This window comes from Pseudomonas sp. SF2 (genome assembly GCF_036858055.1).
Classification (GTDB): Bacteria; Pseudomonadota; Gammaproteobacteria; order Pseudomonadales; family Pseudomonadaceae; genus Aquipseudomonas.
Genome location: NZ_JAMBDI010000021.1, coordinates 151,640 through 173,760, shown reverse-complemented (window position 1 = coordinate 173,760; position 22,121 = coordinate 151,640). Strand labels below are relative to the sequence as shown.

At 63.7% G+C, this 22,121-nt stretch carries 17 protein-coding genes; 12 read left to right on the top strand and 5 right to left on the bottom strand.

Annotated elements, in window-relative coordinates; translation table 11 throughout:
* Positions 1-406: 406 nt before the first annotated feature.
* Positions 407-844 (bottom strand): hypothetical protein, encoded by a 438-nt coding sequence (locus tag M2S36_RS14910; RefSeq protein ID WP_333957368.1) that lies wholly within the window; start codon positions 842-844, stop codon positions 407-409.
* On the opposite strand from M2S36_RS14910, the gene trmL reads away from it, so the two are divergent.
* Complete coding sequence (gene trmL, locus M2S36_RS14905; protein ID WP_025340939.1) at positions 843-1,304, top strand: tRNA (uridine(34)/cytosine(34)/5-carboxymethylaminomethyluridine(34)-2'-O)-methyltransferase TrmL; 462 nt, start codon at positions 843-845, stop codon at positions 1,302-1,304. The two genes, M2S36_RS14910 and trmL, sit on opposite strands and share 2 nt — an antisense overlap.
* 163 nt (positions 1,305-1,467) lie before the next feature.
* Here the strand turns inward: trmL and secB are convergent, their stop codons facing one another.
* Genes secB through M2S36_RS14890 form a run of 3 tightly spaced genes read right to left on the bottom strand, consistent with a single transcriptional unit; the run spans position 1,468 to position 2,662 of the window.
* Complete coding sequence (secB, locus tag M2S36_RS14900) at positions 1,468-1,953, bottom strand: protein-export chaperone SecB (RefSeq protein ID WP_013974581.1); 486 nt, start codon at positions 1,951-1,953, stop codon at positions 1,468-1,470.
* Positions 1,954-1,992: 39 nt separating this feature from the next.
* Positions 1,993-2,247: a glutaredoxin 3 gene (gene grxC / locus M2S36_RS14895; protein ID WP_063912037.1), complete on the bottom strand. Its 255-nt coding sequence runs from the start codon at positions 2,245-2,247 to the stop codon at positions 1,993-1,995.
* 1 nt (position 2,248) lies between these two features.
* A complete protein-coding gene (locus tag M2S36_RS14890) occupies positions 2,249-2,662 on the bottom strand; it encodes a rhodanese-like domain-containing protein (RefSeq protein WP_063912038.1) in 414 nt (137 codons plus the stop codon).
* A gap of 207 nt (positions 2,663-2,869) precedes the next feature.
* On the opposite strand from M2S36_RS14890, the gene gpmI reads away from it, so the two are divergent.
* The 4 genes from gpmI (at position 2,870) to M2S36_RS14870 (ending at position 8,021) form a co-directional block, all read left to right on the top strand.
* Positions 2,870-4,405 (top strand): 2,3-bisphosphoglycerate-independent phosphoglycerate mutase, encoded by a 1,536-nt coding sequence (gpmI, locus tag M2S36_RS14885; RefSeq protein WP_207828336.1) that lies wholly within the window; start codon positions 2,870-2,872, stop codon positions 4,403-4,405.
* Between the two features lie 140 nt (positions 4,406-4,545).
* Positions 4,546-5,850, top strand: coding sequence for a murein hydrolase activator EnvC family protein (locus M2S36_RS14880; RefSeq protein WP_123085573.1), 1,305 nt, complete (start codon positions 4,546-4,548; stop codon positions 5,848-5,850).
* Between the two features lie 78 nt (positions 5,851-5,928).
* Positions 5,929-7,245: a S41 family peptidase gene (locus M2S36_RS14875; RefSeq protein WP_233688153.1), complete on the top strand. Its 1,317-nt coding sequence runs from the start codon at positions 5,929-5,931 to the stop codon at positions 7,243-7,245.
* Between the two features lie 8 nt (positions 7,246-7,253).
* Positions 7,254-8,021, top strand: a complete 768-nt coding sequence (locus tag M2S36_RS14870) for a divergent polysaccharide deacetylase family protein (protein WP_207828332.1) — start codon at positions 7,254-7,256, stop codon at positions 8,019-8,021.
* A 175-nt stretch (positions 8,022-8,196) separates the two neighbouring features.
* Here M2S36_RS14870 and M2S36_RS14865 read toward each other — a convergent pair whose 3' ends face one another.
* Entirely contained in the window at positions 8,197-10,143 is a 1,947-nt protein-coding gene (locus tag M2S36_RS14865; RefSeq protein WP_233688161.1) for a BCCT family transporter, read from the bottom strand.
* 533 nt (positions 10,144-10,676) lie between these two features.
* On the opposite strand from M2S36_RS14865, the gene betI reads away from it, so the two are divergent.
* The 7 genes from betI (at position 10,677) to trxC (ending at position 22,118) form a co-directional block, all read left to right on the top strand.
* On the top strand, positions 10,677-11,333 hold the full coding sequence (gene betI, locus M2S36_RS14860) for a transcriptional regulator BetI (protein WP_016712476.1): 657 nt from the start codon (positions 10,677-10,679) through the stop codon (positions 11,331-11,333).
* Between the two features lie 39 nt (positions 11,334-11,372).
* Entirely contained in the window at positions 11,373-12,845 is a 1,473-nt protein-coding gene (gene betB / locus M2S36_RS14855) for a betaine-aldehyde dehydrogenase (RefSeq protein ID WP_025340943.1), read from the top strand.
* Positions 12,846-12,923: 78 nt separating this feature from the next.
* Complete coding sequence (betA, locus tag M2S36_RS14850) at positions 12,924-14,621, top strand: choline dehydrogenase (protein ID WP_075046623.1); 1,698 nt, start codon at positions 12,924-12,926, stop codon at positions 14,619-14,621.
* A 265-nt stretch (positions 14,622-14,886) separates the two neighbouring features.
* Positions 14,887-16,629 (top strand): potassium/proton antiporter, encoded by a 1,743-nt coding sequence (locus tag M2S36_RS14845; protein WP_207828321.1) that lies wholly within the window; start codon positions 14,887-14,889, stop codon positions 16,627-16,629.
* Positions 16,630-16,664: 35 nt separating this feature from the next.
* Positions 16,665-19,973 (top strand): mechanosensitive channel MscK, encoded by a 3,309-nt coding sequence (gene mscK / locus M2S36_RS14840; RefSeq protein ID WP_333957366.1) that lies wholly within the window; start codon positions 16,665-16,667, stop codon positions 19,971-19,973.
* Between the two features lie 180 nt (positions 19,974-20,153).
* Complete coding sequence (gene selO, locus M2S36_RS14835; RefSeq protein ID WP_207828317.1) at positions 20,154-21,614, top strand: protein adenylyltransferase SelO; 1,461 nt, start codon at positions 20,154-20,156, stop codon at positions 21,612-21,614.
* 69 nt (positions 21,615-21,683) lie between these two features.
* Positions 21,684-22,118: a thioredoxin TrxC gene (gene trxC, locus M2S36_RS14830; protein ID WP_013974593.1), complete on the top strand. Its 435-nt coding sequence runs from the start codon at positions 21,684-21,686 to the stop codon at positions 22,116-22,118.
* Positions 22,119-22,121 lie beyond the last annotated feature (3 nt).

Below are 22,121 nucleotides of genomic sequence, written 5' to 3'. Positions count from 1 at the left end.
CAAGACAGTTGCTCCCACAAGTACAGCGCCAGCCTCAAGGTCGGCGCCGTACTTGTGGGAGCGGGTTTACCCGCGAATGCGTTTGTAGAACCAGAACAGATATCGGCTCCATGCACCGTTCCTGTGCCCGATGCACCTCACGAAGGCACAAATCCCCTCAAAAAACGGCTAATTCACCCTTAAAGCCCAATATTCACGGGCTTTGCAAAACTGGCACGCCCCCTGCAATACCTAGTACATCTCCAGTTTCGGGGGCCCTGGTACAGGCAGGCCGGGTGAACCCCTCTTTTATTCGCAACATCGCCAGTTTTGGGGACCTCGGTACAGGCAGGCCGGGCCATCCCCCCTTTATACGCAGTACCCCTTTCGGGGACCCTGGTACAGGCAGGCCGGGATATCCCCTCTTTTATTCGTGCAGTTTCACCTGCACCCGCCAGCGCCCAGCGTCCTCTGCACCAGCCCACTCGCCGTGCAGGGGGCGCGCGGCCACCAGCGTCAGCAACAAGCCTTCCTTGCTCTTCTGCACCCGCCAGCTCACAGGCTTGCCTTGCAGGCTCAACTGCCCTTGCCGGGCCTTGCCCTGCGCCTGGAACAATAGCGCAACCGTACCGTCCACATTCTCGCCATGCAGCTGAGGCTCTTCGTTGAACCACAGCTCCAGGCCATCCTGCACCACCTCCACCTGTTGCAGCTCGCGCTCGTCCGGCGTGGTCAGCCGGCCGATCATCAGCCCTACCATCAAGCCGACGATTACCAGCGACAGCATCATCCGCGGGAACGCCTTCGAACGCACGTCCGGTTCGGGGGTAGAATGCCCGTCATCTTCACGCTTGGAGCCGTGCATGTTTCACGTCATCCTTTTTCAACCAGAAATTCCGCCGAATACCGGCAACATCATTCGCCTGTGCGCCAACAGCGGCTGCGACCTGCACCTGATCGAACCCATCAGCTTCGAACTGGATGACAAGCGCCTGCGCCGTGCGGGGCTGGATTACCACGAGTATGCCACGCTCAAGCGCCACGAGAGCCTGGCCGGATGCCTGGAAAGCCTGGGCAACCCACGGCTGTTCGCCTTCACCACCAAGGGCTCGCACCCGTTCCACGAAGTGGCCTACCAGCCGGGTGATGCCTTCCTGTTCGGCCCCGAGAGCCGTGGCTTGCCGACCGAAGTCCTGGACAGCCTGCCGGCCGAACAACGCCTGCGCCTGCCGATGCGGCCGGGGTGCCGCAGCCTTAACCTGTCCAATACCGTGGCAGTGACGGTGTATGAGGCGTGGCGGCAGAATGGGTTTGCCGGGAGCTGAGCTATAGCCTGTGCCGGCCTCTTCGCGGGTAAACCCGCTCCCACAATAACCAAGCCAACCTCAAGGGCAGCGCTGTACCTGTGGGAGCGGGTTTACCCGCGAAGGGGGCGGCACAGGCAACAAAAAAGCGCCCCGAGAGGCGCTTTCTTGATACCAGCAGCTATTACTGCACGGTCGGCGCTTCGCCGGCTTCCTGCATGCGCTGCATTTCTTGCGCGTACAGGGCGTCAAAGTTGACCGGCGACAGCATCAGGGCCGGGAACGAACCGCGGGTCACCAGGCTATCCAGGGTCTCGCGGGCGTACGGGAACAGGATGTTCGGGCAGAACGCACCCAGGGTGTGGCTCATCGAAGCCGCGTCCAGGTTCTTGATCAGGAAGATACCGGCCTGCTGCACTTCAGCGATGAAGGCCACTTCGTCACCGTTCTTGACGGTAACCGACAGGGTCAGCACCACCTCGTGGAAGTCACCTTCCAGGGCTTTCTGCTTGGTGTTCAGGTCCAGGGCTACGCTCGGCTCCCAGGTCTGGCGGAAGATCTGCGGGCTTTTCGGGGCCTCGAACGACAGGTCGCGCACATAGATGCGCTGCATGGAGAACTGAGGGCTGTTGTCTTCTGCAGCAGCGCCGTTGGTCTGTTGGTCAGTCATGGCAGATCCTTATCCTAATGTTTTTGAATGCAGTGCAAATCAGGCCGCCAGCAGCGCGTCGAGCTTGCCGGCACGCTCCAGGGCATAGAGGTCATCGCATCCACCGACATGGGTGCTGCCGATCCAGATCTGCGGCACCGATGTACGGCCGGCCTTCTGGCTCATTTCGGCACGAACCTGCGGCTTGCCGTCGACCTTGATTTCCTCGAAGGCCACGCCCTTGCTCTCGAGCAGGTGCTTGGCGCGCATGCAGTAGGGGCAGTAGTCGCTGGAATAGACGATGACGGGCTTCATATCACTTCACCAGGGGCAGGTTATCGGCTTTCCAGCTGGAAACGCCACCGCTCAGTTTGGCGGCGTTGTAACCAGCCTTGAGCAGCTCGCGGCAGATGGTGCCGGACTGCTGGCCCATCGAGTCGACGACGATCAGGGTCTTCTCTTTGTGCTTGTCCAGCTCGGTCATGCGGTTGGCCAGCTTGTCCTGCGGGATGTTCAGCGCACCGACAATGTGACCGGCGGAGTATTCCTTGGCCGGGCGGATGTCGATGACCAGGGCTTTATCGGCATTGACCAGGGCAGTCAGCTGGCCGTTGCTCAGGCTCTGGCCACCGCGACGGATTTCGTTGACCAGCAGCGCGACCAGCAAGACAACGAAGATCGCCACCAGGATGTAGTGGTTTGTCGCAAATTGAATCAGGTTAGCAACCATCTGGGGTGTTCCACGCGATTGAAAATGCCGGCCAGTATACACAGCCCCTTATTGCCACCAAAGCCCGGCGGGCCGGCGGCAAAGCCACCTGCACATTGCTGGCACGTGCGCGCCGGTCGGGGGAATGGGACGAATATTCGCCGCCGGTGGCGCATTTGCCCTAAAATGCGTGTCTTTATCATCTTTGAACAACCGTGAGTTTGATTGATGACGAGTACGCCCAAACCCCTGGTCCTGATCATCCTGGATGGCTTCGGCCACAGCGAAAGCCCCGAATACAATGCCATCTATGCCGCCAACACACCGGTCTATGACCGCCTGCGCGCCAGCCAGCCGCATGGCCTCATTTCCGGCTCTGGCATGGATGTCGGCCTGCCGGACGGGCAGATGGGCAACTCCGAAGTCGGTCACATGAACCTCGGCGCCGGCCGCGTGGTGTACCAGGACTTCACCCGGGTGACCAAGGCCATCCGCGACGGCGAGTTCTTCGAGAACCCGGTACTGACCGGCGCCGTGGACAAGGCAGCCAGTGCCGGCAAGGCCGTGCACATCCTCGGCCTGCTGTCCGATGGCGGCGTACACAGCCACCAGGACCACCTGGTGGCCATGGCTGAACTGGCCGCGCAGCGCGGCGCAGAGAAGATCTACCTGCACGCCTTCCTCGATGGCCGCGACACGCCGCCACGCAGCGCGCAGTCGTCCATCGAACTGCTCGACGCCACTTTTGCCAGGCTGGGCAAGGGCCGCATCGCCAGCCTGATCGGCCGCTACTACGCCATGGACCGCGACAACCGCTGGGACCGCGTCAGCGCCGCCTACAACCTGATCGTCGACAGCGCTGCCGAATACACCGCCGACACCGCCCTGGCTGGCCTGGAAGCGGCCTACGCCCGCGACGAGAGCGACGAGTTCGTCAAGGCCACACGTATCGGTGATGCAGTCAAGGTCGAAGACGGCGACGCGGTGATCTTCATGAACTTCCGCGCCGACCGTGCCCGCGAACTGTCGCGCGTGTTCGTCGAAGCCGACTTCAACGAATTCCCGCGCCCGCGCCTGCCACAACTGGCGGCCTACATCGGCCTGACCCAGTACTCGGCGAAGATCCCGGCCCCTGCCGCCTTCGCCCCGGCCAGCCTGAACAACGTGCTGGGCGAGTACCTGGCGAAGAACGGCAAGACCCAACTGCGCATCGCCGAGACCGAGAAGTACGCCCACGTCACCTTCTTCTTCTCCGGTGGCCGCGAAGAGCCGTTCGAAGGCGAAGAGCGCATCCTGATCCCGTCGCCGAAGGTCGCCACCTACGACCTGCAGCCGGAAATGAGCGCGCCGGAAGTGACCGACCGCATCGTCGAGGCCATCGAGCAGCAGCGTTATGACGTGATCGTGGTCAACTACGCCAACGGCGACATGGTCGGCCATACCGGCGTGTTCGAAGCTGCGGTGAAGGCCGTCGAGGCCCTCGATGGCTGCGTCGGGCGCATCGTCGAAGCACTGGACAAGGTCGGCGGCGAAGCGCTGATCACCGCCGACCACGGCAACGTCGAGCAGATGGAAGACGAGTGCACCGGCCAGGCGCACACTGCACATACCACCGAACCGGTGCCGTTCATCTATGTCGGCAAGCGCAACGTCAAGGTGCGTGAAGGCGGCGTGCTGGCCGATGTGGCGCCGACCATGCTGAAGCTGCTGGGGCTGGAAAAGCCGGTGGAAATGACCGGTACGTCCATCCTGGTCGACGCCTGATTCTAATTATGGGGCTGCTTTGCAGCCCCTTTGCTCATGAATTCCAGACAAACGCCCCTCTGCACCTGCAGCGAGGCGTTTTTTTTGCCCGCCCGGGCGGGCATACTAGGCCAGTCTCCATCCTTGGTACGCCAAACCCCATGCTTCGCGCCCTGATCCTCCTAGCCCTGTCTTGCCTGCTCAGCCCGGCCTTTGCCGATGAGCGTGCGCAGACCCAGCAGCAACTGGACGCCACTCGCCAGGACATTGCCGAGCTCAAGAAGACGCTGGGCAAGCTCCAGGAAGAAAAGGCCGGTGTGCAAAAGGACCTCAAAGCCACCGAGACCGATATCGGCAACCTCGAAAAGCAGGTGGAGGCCCTGCAGCAAGAACTAAAAAAGACCGAGGGCGAGCTGGAGCGCCTTGATACCGAGAAAAAAAAACTCCAGAGCGCCCGCGTTGAACAACAGCGACTGATCGCCATCCAGGCCCGTTCGGCCTACCAGAATGGCCGCGAGGAATACCTCAAGCTGCTGCTCAACCAGCAGAACCCCGAGAAGTTCGCCCGCACCCTCACCTACTACGACTACCTGAGCAAGGCGCGCCTGGAGCAACTGCGCACCTTCAACGAGACCCTGCGCCAACTGGCCAACGTCGAACAGGAAATCGCCACCCAGCAGCAACAGCTGCTGGCCCAGCGCGCCGACCTCGACAGCCGCCGCCAGGCCCTGGAAACCGAGCGCGGCAAGCGCCAACAGGTGCTGGCCAAGCTCAACAGCGACATGAAGGACCGCGACCAGAAGCTGCAGTCGCGCGAGCAGGACCAGGCCGACCTGTCCAAAGTACTCAAGACCATCGAGGAAACCCTCGCCCGCCAGGCCCGCGAGGCCGAAGAAGCGCGCAAGAAGGCCTTGCTGGCCCAGCAGGAAGCGGAAAAACGCCGCCAGCAGGAAGCCCTGGCCGCCGCTGCCGCCCGCGAACAGGCCCGCGAACCGGTGGAGCCGCCGAAAAAGGCCCGCACCACCCTGGGCCCGATGGTTTCCAGCGACGGCGCGAGCTACGGCGGCGCATTTTCTGCCGCACGGGGAAAACTTCCCTGGCCAGTCAATGGTCGATTGCTGGCACGCTTCGGTGATGCCCGCGGCAGCGATGCCCGCGCCAAGTGGGACGGGGTGATGATCAGCGCCAACCCGGGCACCCAGGTACGTGCCGTGCACGGCGGACGCGTGGTGTTCGCCGACTGGTTGCGCGGTGCCGGGCTTCTGGTCATTCTCGACCACGGCAACGGTTACCTGAGCCTGTACGGCCATAACCAGAGCCTGCTCAAGAGCGCCGGTGATATCGTCAAGGCCGGCGAGGCCATTTCCACCGTTGGCGACAGCGGCGGCCAGGATGCTGCCGGCTTGTACTTCGCCATCCGCCAGCAGGGCCGGCCTACCGACCCTTCGCAGTGGTGCCGGGGCTAGTCAAATTTCTACGGCGTAGCCTGCGGGCTGCGCCGATGCTCCCCAGGGAGCGCTTCCAGGATCAGGAGTTCGTTCGACATGCTGCACTCGCCTCGCCTCACCCAGCTGGCCCTGTCCATCGCCTTGGCGGTCGGCGCGCCCCTGGTTACTGCCGCGGAGCCGGCCAAGCCAGCCGCAGTACCGGCCACCGAGGTGACCGCCAAGGCGCCACTGCCGCTTGAAGAGCTACGCACCTTCGCCGAGGTCATGGACCGCATCAAGGCGGCCTATGTAGAGCCGGTGGATGACAAGACCCTGCTGGAAAATGCCATCAAGGGCATGCTCAGCAACCTCGACCCGCACTCGGCGTACCTCGGCCCCGAAGACTTCCAGGAGCTGCAGGAAAGCACCAGCGGCGAGTTCGGCGGGCTGGGCATCGAAGTGGGCCAGGAAGACGGCTTCATCAAGGTGGTCTCGCCTATCGACGACACCCCGGCCTCGCGTGCTGGCGTGCAGGCCGGCGACCTGATCGTCAAGATCAACGGCGCCCCGACCCGTGGCCAGACCATGACCGAAGCGGTCGACAAGATGCGCGGCAAGGTCGGCGAGAAAATCACCCTGACCCTGGTGCGCGACGGCGGCACCCCCTTCGACGTGACCCTGGCCCGCGCGGTCATCCAGGTCAAGAGCGTGAAGAGCCAGCTGCTGGAGAACGACTACGGCTACATCCGCATCACCCAGTTCCAGGTCAAGACCGGCGACGAAGTCGGCAAGGCCCTGGCCAAGCTGCGCAAGGATAACGGCAAGAAGCTGCGCGGCGTGGTGCTGGACCTGCGCAACAACCCGGGCGGCGTGCTGCAGTCGGCGGTGGAAGTGGCTGACCACTTCCTGACCAAGGGCCTGATCGTCTACACCAAGGGCCGCATTGCCAACTCCGAGCTGCGTTTCTCGGCCGACCCGGCCGACGCCAGCAACGGCGTGCCACTGGTCGTGCTGATCAACGGCGGCAGCGCCTCGGCCTCGGAAATTGTCGCCGGCGCCCTGCAAGACCAGAAACGCGCCGTGCTGATGGGCACCGACAGCTTCGGCAAGGGCTCGGTGCAGACCGTGCTGCCACTGGCCAACGACCGTGCGCTGAAGCTGACCACCGCGCTGTACTTCACCCCCAACGGCCGCTCGATCCAGGCCCAGGGCATCGTCCCCGACATCGAAGTGCGCCCGGCCAAGCTCACCGCCGAAGCCGACACCGAAAACTTCAAGGAAGCCGACCTGCAAGGCCACCTGGGCAACGGCAACGGCGGCGCCGACCGCCCGACTGGCAGCGGCAAGCGCAAGGAGCGCCCGCAGGATAACGACTTCCAGCTGAGCCAGGCCCTGAGCCTGCTCAAAGGCCTGAACATCACCAAGGGCGACTGATCCACCCCATGCGTTATCTGCTGTGTCTGCTGTTCAGCCTGATGGCCGGGGTCGCGCAAGCGGCGCCGGCCGGCAAGGCCTACATGAGCATCATCATCGACGACCTGGGCCAGAGCAGCGAGCGTGACAGCCGTACCCTGGCCCTGCCCGGTCCGGTGACCATGGCGATCATGCCCGATACCCCGCATGCCACCGACTTCGCCCGCCAGGCGCACAAGGCCGGCAGGACGGTAATCCTGCACATGCCCATGGACCCGGCCACCGGGCCCTATGCCTGGCACCCTGGCACGCCGATCGAAGAGCTGGCCAAACGCCTGGACGCGGCCCTGGCCAAAGTGCCGTACGCCGCCGGCATCAACAACCACATGGGCAGCCGCATGACGGCGCAGCGTGAGCCCATGGCCTGGTTGATGGGTGAACTGCAGCAACGTCACCTGTTCTTCGTCGACAGCCGTACCAGCGCCGCCACCGTGGCCGCAGCCGAAGCCCAGCGCATCGGCCTGGCCCACGTTTCGCGTGATGTGTTCCTTGATGATGTGCGCACCACTGAAGCGATTACCGGGCAGTTGCAGCAGGGCATCGCCCTGGCGCGCAGGCAGGGGTCGGCGGTGCTGATCGGGCATCCTTATCCACAGACTCTGGAAGTGCTGGAACGGGAGTTGCCAAGGCTCAGGAGCCAGGGCATCGAGTTGATCAGGCTCAAGCAGATGATTGCCGTGCGCAGCAATCAGGCGATGCCGGGGCATGGCAAGAATGGCCGCTACACCAATCGCTGAGAAACCTGGGCTGCTTTGCAGCCCTTCGCGGGCACGCCCGCTCCCACAGGAATCGCGCAGGTTTCGAGGCCAGTGACAACCCTGTGGGAGCGGGCGTGCCCGCGAAGGGCCGCAAAGCGGCCCCAACAAAAAACCCCGCTCGGGTGAGCGGGGTTTTCTTTTGCCTCAACAGCGATCAGCTATACACACGCCCCAGCAACTGGCGGTGGCTTTCGAACTGGTCCAGCACATCACGCACGATCTGCTCTGGCGCAAAGCCCATCAGGTCGTACTCCTGGCTGCCATCGTGCAGGTACACCTCGGCACGATAGAAGCGCTGGCGCACTTCCGGCTCGCCTTCCACCGGCGCTTCGCTCGGTGCGGCCAGGTAACCGTCCAGGCTCACTTCATATACGAACGGGTTGCCCTCTTCCATCATCACCCGCAGGCCCATCGTGTTGCGCGACTGGCCAACCCGGGTTTCCACCTCGAAGCCCAAGGTCTGCAGCTGCGCGGCGGCTTCTTTCAGCGCCGGGCTGACATGCTTGTCCATGAAACGCTGCACCACGGCCTGGGTCGGCTGCAGTTCCAGCTGGGTCAGGCGCTCACTGAAGCCACGACGGCCACGGGCGGCCAGCTCGGCGCGCTCGCTTTCCACCGCCACATCCTGCTTCATGGCCTTGTACAGGCCGAACATGAACAGTACCAGCACCACCGAGAACGGCAGGCCCGCCAGCACCACCATGGTCTGCATGGCTTCGAAGTTGCCGGCGAACAGCAGGCCGATGGTGACCAGGGTGATGACCACCGACCAGAACACCACCATCCAGTGCGGGGCGTCTTCGTCGACCTTGCCGCCTTTGCACGACAGGTTGGCCATCATCACCGCGCCGGAGTCGGCCGGGGTGAGGAACAGCACGAAGCCGACGAACACCGCCACACCGATCACGATCTTGGCCGCCGGGAAGTATTCCAGCAGCTGGTAGATCGACATCGACGGCTGTTCCAGGGCGGTCTTGCCCAGTTCCACGGCGCCCTGGTTGATCACCAGGTCCAGCGCGGTGTTGCCGAAGATCGACAGCCAGGCCAGGGTGAAGCCCAGCGGGATCAGCAGCACGCCGCTGACCAGTTGGCGCACGGTGCGGCCCTTGGAGATACGGGCAATGAACATGCCGACGAACGGGCCCCAGGAGATCCACCAGGCCCAGTAGAACACGGTCCACAGGCCCAGCCAGCGCTCGGACTTGCCGGCTTCGCCTTCATACACGTAGAGGTCGAAGGTTTTCAGCACGATGCCGTTTAGGTAGTCACCGATGTTCTGCACGAAGCCGTTGAGCAGGTGCAGGGTTTCGCCGCCCAGCAGGACGAAGATCAACAGGCCGCTGAACAGCACGATGTTCAGGTTGGACAAGCGGCGAATGCCGTTTTCCACACCCGAGACCGCCGCCACGGTGGCAACGCCGGCCATGACCAGGATCACCACCAGCAAGTTGGTCTTGCTGTGGTCCATGCCGAACAGGTATTCCAGGCCGGAGGCCACTTGCATCGAGCCGATGCCCAGGTTGGTCACCAGGCCCAACAGCGTGACGAACATGCCGAAGATGTCCACGGCATTGCCGGCAGCGCCCTTGACCCAACGCTCACCAACCAGCGGGTACAGTGCCGAGCGCAGGGCCAGCGGCTGGTTGTGGCGGTAGGCGAAGTAACCCACGGCCAGGCCGACCAGGGCGTAGATCGCCCAGCCGTGCAGGCCCCAGTGCAGGAAGGTCAGCTGCAGGCCCTGACGCGCGGCGTCGAGGCTGGCAGAGGTGCCTTCTGGCGGGTTGAAGTAGTGGTCCAGCGGCTCGGAAGCGCCAAAATACAGCAGCGAAATGCCGATACCGGAGGAGAACAGCATGCCGGCCCAGGCGCCATAGCTGAAGTCGGGCTGGTCATCCTTGCCGCCAAGCTTGAGCTTGCCGTAGTCGGAGAAGGCCAGGTAGATGACGAACAGCAGGTAACCGCCGATTACCAGCATGTAGTACCAGCCGAAGGTGCGCGTCAGCCATTTCTGGGCCACGCCCAGCACCTGGCCGGCGGTTTCGGGTACAGCGATAAGCAAGGCAGTCAGAACGAGGATCATCAGCGCGGAGGTGAAGAACACCACGCGGTTGACCCGTACCCTCTCGGCCGGAGGGTTGGTAAGTGAGGCAGAACTCATTGCACGAATGCTCCGGGCAGTGCGGCTTTGGAGGCTAATCAGTCTTTCCCGAGCAATTGGTGGAATATCCCCACTGCATCAGGTGTTATAAAAGCACCCTGGAAACCGTGATCCCGAATCGATACGTTGCAAAAAAACAGACAGGTGGCCTGCTGCAAATGCCACGCCTCAGCCGAGGTGCGCGCATTCGTCACAGATCACCCCGCCCGCTCCAAGGGCCCGCCGCAGGGTCCATGACCGCACGGCAGAATCTGCATTTCGCATCGCTCATGCCCGTCAACGCCTTGTATTCCGGGGGTTACGCGATTTCCTGGGGTGTCAATCCATGCCTTCTCGACCGCCTGAAAAACTGTCAATGGCACAAATTGTCGCAGAGCTTATTCTTTATTGATTGAACGTTCAATCAAAACAAAATAGACTGGCCTTCGCCGAGTCAGCCGCCCGTCGTCTGCTCGCAGGCCTGAGGAGATAGCAAGATGCCCAAGGTCGGTATGCAACCCATCCGCCGCCAGCAGTTGATCGAAGCCACGTTGCAGGCGGTCGATCAGGTCGGACTGGGTGACGCCAGCATTGCGCTGATTGCCCGTTTGGCCGGTGTGTCGAACGGCATCATCAGTCACTACTTTCGGGACAAGAACGGCCTGATCGCAGCGACGATGGGTTACATCATGAACATGCTCAACGAAGGTGTCAGAGCACGTCGCCAGGCACTGAAAGACGACAGCCCGCGCGCCCACCTGAAAGTGATCATCGAGGGCAACTTCGATGCCAGCCAGGTAAACGGCCCGGCGATGAAAACCTGGTTGGCCTTCTGGGCTTCCAGCATGCACCAGCCCGATTTGCACAGGTTGCAGCGGATCAACGACCACCGCTTGTATTCCAACCTGTGCTGCCAGTTCCGCCGCGCCCTGCCGCTCTACCATGCGCGCAAGGCAGCCCGCGGCCTGGCGGCGTTGATCGACGGCTTGTGGCTGCGTGGCGCCCTGTCGGGTGATGCATTCGACACCGACCAGGCGATACGGATTGCTTACGAATACATGGATCTACAACTGGCTAAACAGCACACCCTGGGTACAAACGACCAGGCCGCTGAACAACCGCGCACGGCCCTTGCCAACCCGGCAGGAGCGTGACGCGCAAGCCAAACCACACACTGCACTTGCGAGGACACTATGGCCCGTTTCGGAACGCAAAAACTCTACATTGATGGCGCTTACGTCGACGCTGGCAGCGATGCCACCTTCGAAGCCATCAACCCGGCTACCGGCGAAGTCCTCGCCCACGTGCAACGTGCCACCGAGGCTGACGTCGAGAAGGCCGTCGAAAGCGCCGAGCGTGGCCAGAAAGTCTGGGCCGCGATGACCGCCATGCAGCGTTCGCGCATCCTGCGCCGCGCCGTCGAGATCCTGCGCGAGCGCAACGACGAGCTGGCCATGCTGGAAACCCTGGACACCGGCAAGTCGTACTCGGAAACCCGCTACGTCGACATCGTCACCGGCGCCGACGTGCTGGAGTACTACGCTGGCCTGGTTCCGGCCATCGAAGGCGAGCAGATCCCGCTGCGTGAATCGTCCTTCGTCTACACCCGCCGCGAGCCGCTGGGCGTGACCGCCGGTATCGGCGCCTGGAACTACCCGATCCAGATCGCCCTGTGGAAATCCGCCCCGGCCCTGGCCGCCGGCAACGCGATGATCTTCAAACCGTCGGAAGTCACCTCGCTGACCACCCTGAAACTGGCCGAGATCTACACCGAAGCCGGCCTGCCAAACGGCGTGTTCAACGTTCTGACCGGCAGCGGCCGCGAAGTCGGCACCTGGCTGACCGAACACCCACGCATCGAAAAAGTCTCCTTCACCGGCGGCACCACCACCGGCAAGAAGGTCATGGCCAGCGCCTCGAGCTCGTCGCTCAAGGAAGTCACCATGGAACTGGGCGGCAAGTCGCCACTGATCATCTGCGCCGACGCCGACCTGGACAAGGCCGCCGACATCGCCATGATGGCCAACTTCTACAGCTCGGGCCAGGTGTGCACCAACGGCACCCGCGTGTTCATCCCGGCTGAAATGAAGGCTGCCTTCGAGGCCAAGATCGTCGAGCGCGTTGCCCGCATCCGCGCTGGCAACCCGGAAGACGAAAACACCAACTTCGGCCCGCTGGTCAGCTTCCAGCACATGGAAAGCGTGCTCGGCTACATCGCCAAGGGCAAGGAAGAAGGTGCCCGCGTGCTGTGCGGTGGCGAGCGCCTGACCGCCGGTGATTTCGCCAAGGGCGCGTTCGTGGCCCCGACCGTGTTCACCGACTGCACCGACGACATGACCATCGTCAAGGAAGAGATCTTCGGCCCGGTGATGAGCATCCTCACCTACGAAACCGAAGAAGAAGTCATCCGTCGTGCCAACGACACCGAATACGGCCTGGCCGCCGGTGTGTGCACCAACGACATCACCCGCGCCCACCGCATCATCCACAAGCTGGAAGCCGGTATCTGCTGGATCAACGCCTGGGGTGAATCGCCGGCCGAAATGCCGGTCGGTGGCTACAAGCAGTCGGGTGTCGGCCGTGAGAACGGCGTCAGCTCGCTGGCGCAATACACTCGCATCAAGTCGGTCCAGGTCGAGCTGGGCGGCTACAACTCGGTCTTCTAAGGCCCTGTACGGCCCCGCCCGTGCCACTGCGCACGGGCGTTCCCGCTCCCTGATCACCGCCAACACGAGGGTACTTTCATGTCCCAAGAATTCGATTACATCATCGTCGGTGCCGGCTCTGCCGGTAACACCCTGGCGACCCGCCTGACCGAAGACGCCGGCGTCACCGTACTGCTGCTGGAGGCCGGTGGCCCGGACTACCGTTTCGACTTCCGCACCCAGATGCCGGCCGCCCTGGCCTTCCCGCTGCAGGGCCGCCGCTACAACTGGGCTTACGAAACCGACCCGGAGCCGTACATGGACGGCCGCCGCATGGAATGTGGCCGCGGCAAGGGCCTGGGTGGCTCGTCGCTGATCAACGGCATGTGCTACATCCGCGGTAACGCCATGGACTTCGACGGCTGGGCAGAACTGCCAGGCCTGGAAGACTGGACCTACCTGGACTGCCTGCCGTACTTCCGTAAAGCCGAAACCCGCGACATCGGCCCGAACGACTATCACGGCGGCGAAGGCCCGGTCAGCGTGACCACGCCAAAAGCGGGCAACAACCCGCTGTTCCACGCCATGGTCGAAGCCGGCGTGCAGGCCGGTTACCCGCGCACCGAGGACCTCAACGGCTACCAGCAGGAAGGCTTCGGTCCCATGGACCGTACCGTGACCAAGAACGGCCGCCGTTCCAGCACCGCTCGTGGCTACCTGGACCAGGCCAAGAAGCGCCCGAACCTGACCATCGTCACCCACGCCCTGACTGACCGCGTGCTGTTCGACGGCAAGCGCGCCATTGGCGTGACCTACCTGGTCGGTGACAGCGAAGAACGCGTTGAAGCCCGCGCCCGCAAGGAAGTGATCGTCAGCTCCGGCGCCATCGCTTCGCCGCAGCTGCTGCAGCGCTCCGGCGTCGGTCCGCGCGCCCTGCTGGAAAGCCTCGACATCCCGGTGGTGCACGACCTGCCTGGCGTTGGCGAAAACCTGCAGGACCACCTGGAACTGTACCTTCAGTACGCCTGCACCCAGCCTGTTTCGCTGTACCCGTCGCTGCTGTGGTGGAACCAGCCGGCCATCGGTGCCGAGTGGATGTTCAACGGCACCGGCATCGGCGCCAGCAACCAGTTCGAGGCCGGTGGTTTCATTCGTACCCGCCCTGAATTCAAGTGGCCGAACATTCAGTACCACTTCCTGCCGGTGGCCATTAACTACAACGGCTCCAACGGCGTGAAGGAACACGGCTTCCAGGCACACATGGGCTCCATGCGCTCGCCTGCCCGCGGCCGCATCCAGGCCAAGTCGAAGGACCCGCGCCAACACCCGAGCATCCTGTTCAACTACATGTCCACCGAACAGGACTGGCAGGAATTCCGTGACGGCATCCGCCTGACCCGTGAAATCATGGCCCAGCCGGCACTGGACCCGTACCGTGGCCGTGAAATCAGCCCGGGCGCACACGTGCAAACCGACGAAGAGCTGGACAAGTTCATCCGCGAGCACGCCGAAACCGCCTTCCACCCGTCCTGCTCGTGCAAGATGGGCACCGACGACATGGCAGTGGTCGACGGCGAAGGCCGCGTGCATGGCATGAAGGGCCTGCGTGTGGTCGATGCGTCGATCATGCCGCTGATCATCACCGGTAACCTCAACGCCACCACGATCATGATCGCCGAGAAAATCTCGGACAAGATCCGTGGCCGCAAGCCGCTGCCGCGCAGCACTGCCAAGTACTACGTGGCGGGCGATGCACCGGTGAAGGGCAAGCCGATGCGTGAAGTGAAGCAGGCGTAAACCTGTACCGGCCTCTTCGCGGCTAAAGCCGCTCCCACAGGCTTTGCACAGGTCTGGAAACCGTGCAGCACCTGTGGGAGCGGGTTCACCCGCGAAAGGGCCCGCCCAGGCAACACCAGAAAAGGCACCCACCGCGGTGCCTTTTTTTCATCTGCAGAAACGCTTTACAGCCTGCCAATTCATCAGGTTAGAATCATTTGGCACGCGACCTGCTAGCGACATGCTATCAAGTCCCCTCCCCCCGCTGTCCCCGGAGTACCTGCCCTTGGATGCAAGCACCATCAACAGCCTGTTTCTGATCGGCGCATTGCTGGTGGGCGCAAGTATCCTGGTCAGCTCGCTGTCGTCGCGCCTGGGCATCCCTATCCTGGTCATCATCCTCGCCGTCGGCATGGTCGCCGGGGTCGATGGTGGCGGCATCATCTTCAACAACTACCCGACCGCCTACCTGGTGGGCAACCTGGCGCTGGCCGTGATCCTGCTCGACGGCGGCCTGCGCACGCGGGTGGCGAGCTTCCGCGTGGCGCTGTGGCCGGCGCTGTCGCTGGCCACCATCGGCGTGATGATCACCACCGCCCTCACCGGCCTGGTCGCCGCCTGGCTGTTCGACCTGAGCCTGATCCAGGGCCTGCTGATCGGCGCCATCGTCGGCTCCACCGACGCCGCGGCGGTGTTCTCGCTGCTCGGCGGCAAAGGCCTCAACGAGCGGGTCACCGCCACCCTGGAGATCGAGTCGGGCAGCAACGATCCGATGGCGGTGTTCCTCACCGTCACCCTGATCGACATGATCGCCAGCGGCCAGACCGGCCTGCACTGGAGCCTGCTCACCCACCTGCTACGCGAGTTCGGCATCGGCGGGCTGCTGGGCCTGGGCGGCGGCTGGCTGATGCTGCAACTGGTCAACCGCATCAAGCTCGCTGGCGGCCTGTACCCCATCCTGGTGATCGCCGGCGGCCTGGTGGTGTTCTCGGCGACCAACGCCCTGCACGGCAGCGGCTTCCTTGCCGTGTACCTGTGCGGCCTGGTGCTGGGCAACAAACCGATCCGCAGTCGCCACGGCATCCTGCACATGCTCGACGGCATGGCCTGGCTGGCGCAGATCGGCATGTTCCTGGTGCTGGGGCTGCTGGTCACGCCCCACGACCTGCTGCCCATCGCCCTGCCGGCACTGGGCCTGGCGCTATGGATGATCCTGGTGGCACGCCCGCTGTCGGTGGTCGCCAGCCTGCTGCCGTTCAAGGCCTTCCACGGCCGTGAAAAGGCCTTCATTTCCTGGGTCGGCCTGCGCGGTGCGGTGCCGATCATCCTCGCAGTGTTCCCGCTGATGGCCGGCCTGCCGGACGCCCAGTTGTTCTTCAACCTGGCCTTCTTCATCGTACTGGTGTCGCTGCTGGTGCAAGGCACCAGCCTGCCGTGGATGGCCAAGCTGCTGAAAGTGACGGTACCGCCAGACCCGGCGCCAATCTCCCGCTCCGCCCTGGAAGTGCACATCACCAGCGAGTGGGAACTGTTCGTCTACCGCCTGGGCGCCGAAAAATGGTGCATCGGCGCTGCCCTGCGCGAATTGAAAATGCCTGAAGGCACGCGGATCGCCGCGCTGTTCCGGGGCGAGCAGTTGCTGCACCCCTCGGGCAGCACCGTGCTGGAAGTGGGTGACATGCTCTGCGTGATCGGCCACGAGCACAACCTGCCGGCCTTGGGCAAACTGTTCAGCCAGGCGCCACAACGCGGCCTTGACCTGCGCTTCTTTGGCGACTTCGTGCTCGAAGGCGATGCCGAACTGGGTGCGGTGGCAGCGTTGTACGGCCTGAAACTCGACGGCCTGGACGCGAAAATGCCGCTGGCCCAGTTCATCCGACAGAAGGTCGGAGGCGCTCCAGTAGTAGGTGACCAGGTCGAATGGCATGGCACGATCTGGACCGTGGCCACCATGGACGGGAACAAGATCCAGAAAGTAGGCGTCAGATTCCCCGAAGGAACGCGACCCGGACCAGGATTGTTCCTCTAAACTTCGTTTCTGCCGGATCCACAAGTAGTCTGCCTATGTCCCTGTGCGTGTACCTCCGCACAGCCCTGCTCGGGCTGTGCCTGTCTCTCTCTTTTGCAGCCACGGCAGCAGAAGCCCCGACCACCGCCAGCATCCAGAACAGCCTCGACAAGATCGCCGAGCGCAAGCTACCCGAGGCCGAGCAGAAAGCCCTGCAGCAGGTGCTGGAACAAACCCTCAGCCTGCTCGCCAGCAAGGAAGACAACGAGAAGAAACTCGCCGCGCTGAAGCAGCAGCTGGCTGGTGCGCCAAAAGAAACCAGCGACAGCCAGCGCGAACTGGCAAGGCTCAAGGAAAGCAAGCCACAGCCGGTGGCCCAGCGCTATGCCAGCCTCAGCGTGCCGCAACTGGAGCAGATGCTCAGCGAACGCAGCACCCAGCAGGGAGAGCTGCAGAAGGCACTGTCCGAAGCCAACAGCCTGATCATCAATTCGCAGACCCGCCCGGAACGCGCCCAAGCCGAAATCAGCAACAGCCAGGCGCGCACCCAGCAGATCAACAACATCCTCAAGACAGGCAAGGACGCCGGCAAACAGATCAACGCCGACCAGCGCAACCAGCTCAATGCCGAACTGGCTTCGCTCAACGCGCTGACCCTGCTGCGCCGCCAGGAGCTGGCCGGCAACAGCCTGCTGCAAGACCTGGGCAACGCCCGCCACGACTTGCTGATCGAACGCGCCGCGCGCCTGGAGCAGGAAATCCAGGACCTGCAGACCCTGATCAACGACAAGCGCCTGGCCCAATCCCAGGAAGCCGTCACCCAGCAGTCGATCGAGGCCCAGAAAGCCGGCGGCAGCAGCCTGCTGGCCACCGAAAGCGCGGTCAACCTCAAGCTCTCCGACTACCTGCTGAAAAGCACCGACCGCCTCAACGAACTGACCCAGCAGAACCTGCGCACCAAGCAACAACTGGATAGCCTGACCCAGGCCGACCAGGCACTGGACGAGCAGATCAATGTGCTCAAGGGCAGCCTGCTGCTGTCGAAGATCCTCTACAAGCAAAAGCAGACCCTGCCGCACCTGAAGGTCGACCGTGACCTGGCCGACCAGATCGCCGACACCCGCCTGTACCAGTTCGAGGTCAACCAGCAACGCGAGCAGATGAGCAGCCCGGTCACCTACGTCGACAAGCTGCTGGCCGCCCAACCGCAGGAAGAGGTGACGCCACAGCTGCGCAAAGCCCTGCTGGAAGTGGCGATTACCCGCAGCGACCTGCTGGAGCGGCTGAACCGCGAGCTGTCGGCACTGCTCAACGAATCGATCACCCTGCAGCTCAACCAGAAGCAGCTGCTGGGCACTGCCCAGAGCCTGCGCACTACCCTCGACGAGCAAATGTTCTGGATCCCCAGCAACAAGCCGCTGGACTGGGACTGGCTGCGCTATGTGCCGGAACGCCTGGCCGACCAGGTGGCCAACCTGCCGTGGGGCTCGGGCCTGAAGGAGCTGGCCGACGGCCTGAGCCAACGCCCGTTGCTGTTCCTGCCGCTGCTGCTGGTGATCGGCGCCCTGCTGTGGCGCCGCACGTACCTGTACCAAAGGCTGGGCAAGGTGCACCAGGACATCGGCCACTTCCGCCGCGACAGCCAGTGGCACACGCCTCAGGCGATCCTCATCAACATCCTGTTGGCGATGCCGGTCAGCCTGGGCCTGGCCCTGTGCAGCTACGCCCTGCAGATCGACGCGCGCGGGCAGAACGCCAACCTCGGCGCCGCCCTCTGGCAACTGGCCCAGGCCTGGCTGGTGTTCTACACCGCCTACCGCATCCTTGCTCCCGGCGGCGTGGCGGAAATCCACTTCCGCTGGCACAAGCCGCAGGTCGAGTTCCTGCGCGGCTGGGTGCGCCGCCTGGGCACCGTGGTACTGGCGCTGGTCGGCGTGGTGGCGGTAGCCGAACATCAGCCTTCGGCGCTGGCCGATGATGTGCTGGGCATCGGCGTGGTGCTGGCCTGCTACGCGCTGATGGCCTGGCTGCTCAGCCGCCTGCTGCTCAGCAGCCCGGCGCACCGCGATACCTCGCTGTTCCGCAAGGCCGTGGGCGTGGCCTTCACCGCCCTGCCCATCGCCCTGTTCGTGGCCGTGTGCTTCGGCTACTACTACACCGCGCTGAAACTGACCGACCGGCTGATCTACACCCTGTACCTGCTGCTGTTCTGGCTGGTGATCGAAGCCGCGTTCGTGCGTGGCCTGTCGGTGGCGGCACGGCGCCTGGCCTACCAGCGTGCGCTGAGCAAGCGGGCGGCGGCCAAGGAAGGGCTGGATGGCGAAGTCATCACCGAAGAACCCACGCTGGACATCGAACAGGTCAACCAGCAGTCGCTGCGCCTGATCCGCCTGGCCTTGCTTGGCGGTTTCATCGCCGGCCTGTACTGGGTGTGGTCAGACCTGATCTCGGTGTTCGCCTACCTCAACAACTTCGTCCTCTACGAATACACCAGCGGCACCGGCGCCACCGCCAGCATGGTGCCGATCAGCCTGGGCGACTTCCTCGGTGCGCTGGTCATCATCGGCATCACCTTCGCGCTCGCACGCAACTTGCCCGGCCTGCTCGAAGTCCTGGTGCTGTCGCGGCTCAACCTGGCCCAGGGCAGTGCGTACGCCACCACCACCTTGCTGTCCTATGTCATCGTCGGGGTCGGCATCGTCAGTACCCTGTCCACCCTCGGGGTGAGCTGGGACAAGTTGCAGTGGCTGGTAGCAGCGCTGTCGGTGGGCCTGGGCTTCGGCATGCAGGAGATCTTCGCCAACTTCATCTCCGGCATCATGATCCTGTTCGAGCGCCCGGTACGGATTGGCGACACCATCACCATCGGCAACCTGTCCGGCACCGTGAGCAAGATCCGCATCCGCGCCACCACCATCACCGACTTCGACCGCAAGGACATCATCGTCCCCAACAAGACCTTCATCACCGGCCAGCTGATCAACTGGTCGCTGACCGACACGGTCACCCGGGTGACGCTGAAGCTGGGCATCGACTATGGCTCGGACCTGGACCTGGTGCGCGACCTGCTGCTCAAGGGCGCCCACGAAAACCCACGCGTGCTCAAGGACCCGGAGCCGATCGTGTACTTCCTCAACTTCGGCGAGAGCTCGCTGGACCACGAGCTGCGCATGCACGTGCGGGACCTGGGCGATCGCAACCCGACGCTGGACGAGATCAACCGCTACATCAACCGCCAGTTCAAGGCGCACAACATCAAGATCTCGGTGCGCCAGGTCGAGGTGTTCCTGATGGATCCGAAGGGCGGCAAACAGCAGCTGATTCCGGTGGAACAGCCGAAACCGGATGGCACTGCTTCGGCCTGAACGGGCGCGAATACTTTATTCTGTGCAGAACCCCTGCGAGGGCTTTGCCCTCGTTCGCGGGCTCGCCCGCTCCTGCAGGGCCACCGCTGCCCCTGAGAGCGGTGCAATCCCTGTGGGAGCAGGCAAGCCCGCGAAGGGCCGCAAAGCGGCCCCAGCCTATCAATTTCTGGAGCCGGCCCCGTGAAAGCCCTCGACCAACTCACCTTCGACAATCGCTTCGCCCGCCTGGGCGATGCGTTCTCCACCCAGGTCCTGCCCGAACCCATCGCAGACCCGCGCCTGGTGGTAGCGAGCGAGTCGGCCATGGCCCTGCTCGATCTCGACCCGGCCCAGGCAGAGCTGCCGGTTTTCGCCGAGCTGTTCAGCGGCCACAAGCTATGGGAAGAGGCCGATCCGCGGGCGATGGTCTATTCCGGCCATCAGTTCGGCTCCTACAACCCGCGCCTGGGTGATGGCCGCGGGCTGCTGCTGGCCGAAGTGCTGAATGACCAGGGCGAGCACTGGGACCTGCACCTCAAGGGCGCCGGACAGACGCCCTACTCGCGCATGGGCGACGGCCGCGCCGTGCTGCGCTCGTCGATCCGCGAGTTCCTCGCCTCCGAGGCCCTGCACGCCCTGGGCATTCCCAGCAGCCGGGCATTGTGCGTGATCGGCTCGAGCACCCCGGTGTGGCGCGAAACCCGCGAAAGCGCGGCCATGCTCACCCGCCTGGCGCAGAGCCATGTGCGTTTCGGGCATTTCGAATACTTCTACTACACCAGGCAGCCGGAACAGCAACGCGTGCTGATCGACCACGTGCTGGAGCAGCACTACCCCGAATGCCGCGATGCCGAGCAGCCGTACCTGGCCATGTTCCGCACCATCGTCGAACGCAATGCCGAGCTGATCGCCCGTTGGCAGGCCTATGGTTTCTGCCACGGGGTGATGAACACCGACAACATGTCGATCCTCGGCATCACCTTCGACTTCGGCCCGTACGCCTTCCTCGACGACTTCGACGCCAACTTCATCTGCAACCACTCCGACGACCGTGGTCGCTACAGCTACGCCAACCAGGTACCGATCGCCCACTGGAACCTCAGTGCGCTGGCCCAGGCGCTGACCACGGTGATCGAAGTCGAACCGCTCAAGGAGGCGCTGGGCCTGTTCCTGCCGCTGTACCAGGCACACTACCTGGACCTGATGCGCCGGCGCCTGGGCCTGACCACCGCAGAAGAGGACGACATGGCGCTGGTAGAACGCCTGCTGCAGCGCATGCAGAGCGGTGGTGTGGACTACAACCTGTTCTTCCGCAAGCTGGGTGATCAGCCCGTCACCGAGGCGCTGAAGGTGGTGCGCGACGACTTCATCGACCTGGCCGGTTTCGATGCCTGGGGGGCGGACTACCTGGCCCGCTGCGAGCGCGAAGCAAATCATGCCGAAGGGCGCCGTGAGCGCATGCATGCGGTGAACCCGCTGTACGTGCTGCGCAACTACCTGGCGCAGAAAGCCATCGAAGCGGCCGAAGCGGGGGATTACAGTGAAGTGCGACGGCTGCATGAAGTGCTGAGCCGCCCGTTCGAGGAGCAGGCCGGGATGCAGGACTATGCCGAGCGACCGCCGGAATGGGGCAAGCACCTGGAAATCAGCTGCTCCTCCTGACCAACTCCGAACCCTGTGGGAGCTGGCTTGCCGGCGATAGGGCCCGAACAAACAACACAAGGAATTGATATGTCCGAACCACTGGTAATCCCCTGCCCCCACTGCAACGGCCTCAACCGCCTGCCTGCCGAGCGCCTGGGCGACGCGCCGAAATGCGGCCGCTGCAAACAGGACGTGTTGCTGAGCACCCCTTTCGAACTCACCGAAGCCAGCTACGCCAGCCAGATCAAAGGCGACCTGCCACTGCTGGTCGACATCTGGGCCGACTGGTGCGGCCCATGCAAGTCCTTCGCCCCCACATTCGAACAGGCCGCCCGCCAACTGGCCGGCCGCTGCCGCCTGGCCAAGCTCGACAGCGAAGCCAACCGCAACCTGGCCGGGCAACTGGGTATCCGCTCGATCCCCAGCCTGCTGCTGTTCAAGAATGGCCGTGAAGTCAGCCGTCAAGCCGGGGCGTTTCCACTCCAGTCGTTGCTGGAGTGGTTGCGTAGCCAGGGAGTTTAGTTC

Bases quoted from the DNA above. Each gene is read 5' to 3' on its own strand.
- betA (WP_075046623.1), top strand. From the start codon at position 12,924: ATGTCCCAAGAATTCGATTACATCATCGTCGGTGCCGGCTCTGCCGGT.
- grxC (WP_063912037.1), bottom strand. From the start codon at position 2,247: ATGAAGCCCGTCATCGTCTATTCCAGCGACTACTGCCCCTACTGCATG.
- M2S36_RS14870 (WP_207828332.1), top strand. From the start codon at position 7,254: ATGCGTTATCTGCTGTGTCTGCTGTTCAGCCTGATGGCCGGGGTCGCG.
- M2S36_RS14910 (WP_333957368.1), bottom strand. From the start codon at position 844: ATGCACGGCTCCAAGCGTGAAGATGACGGGCATTCTACCCCCGAACCG.
- M2S36_RS14880 (WP_123085573.1), top strand. From the start codon at position 4,546: ATGCTTCGCGCCCTGATCCTCCTAGCCCTGTCTTGCCTGCTCAGCCCG.
- betI (WP_016712476.1), top strand. From the start codon at position 10,677: ATGCCCAAGGTCGGTATGCAACCCATCCGCCGCCAGCAGTTGATCGAA.
- mscK (WP_333957366.1), top strand. From the start codon at position 16,665: ATGTCCCTGTGCGTGTACCTCCGCACAGCCCTGCTCGGGCTGTGCCTG.
- M2S36_RS14890 (WP_063912038.1), bottom strand. From the start codon at position 2,662: ATGGTTGCTAACCTGATTCAATTTGCGACAAACCACTACATCCTGGTG.
- gpmI (WP_207828336.1), top strand. From the start codon at position 2,870: ATGACGAGTACGCCCAAACCCCTGGTCCTGATCATCCTGGATGGCTTC.
- M2S36_RS14875 (WP_233688153.1), top strand. From the start codon at position 5,929: ATGCTGCACTCGCCTCGCCTCACCCAGCTGGCCCTGTCCATCGCCTTG.
- secB (WP_013974581.1), bottom strand. From the start codon at position 1,953: ATGACTGACCAACAGACCAACGGCGCTGCTGCAGAAGACAACAGCCCT.
- trmL (WP_025340939.1), top strand. From the start codon at position 843: ATGTTTCACGTCATCCTTTTTCAACCAGAAATTCCGCCGAATACCGGC.
- betB (WP_025340943.1), top strand. From the start codon at position 11,373: ATGGCCCGTTTCGGAACGCAAAAACTCTACATTGATGGCGCTTACGTC.
- trxC (WP_013974593.1), top strand. From the start codon at position 21,684: ATGTCCGAACCACTGGTAATCCCCTGCCCCCACTGCAACGGCCTCAAC.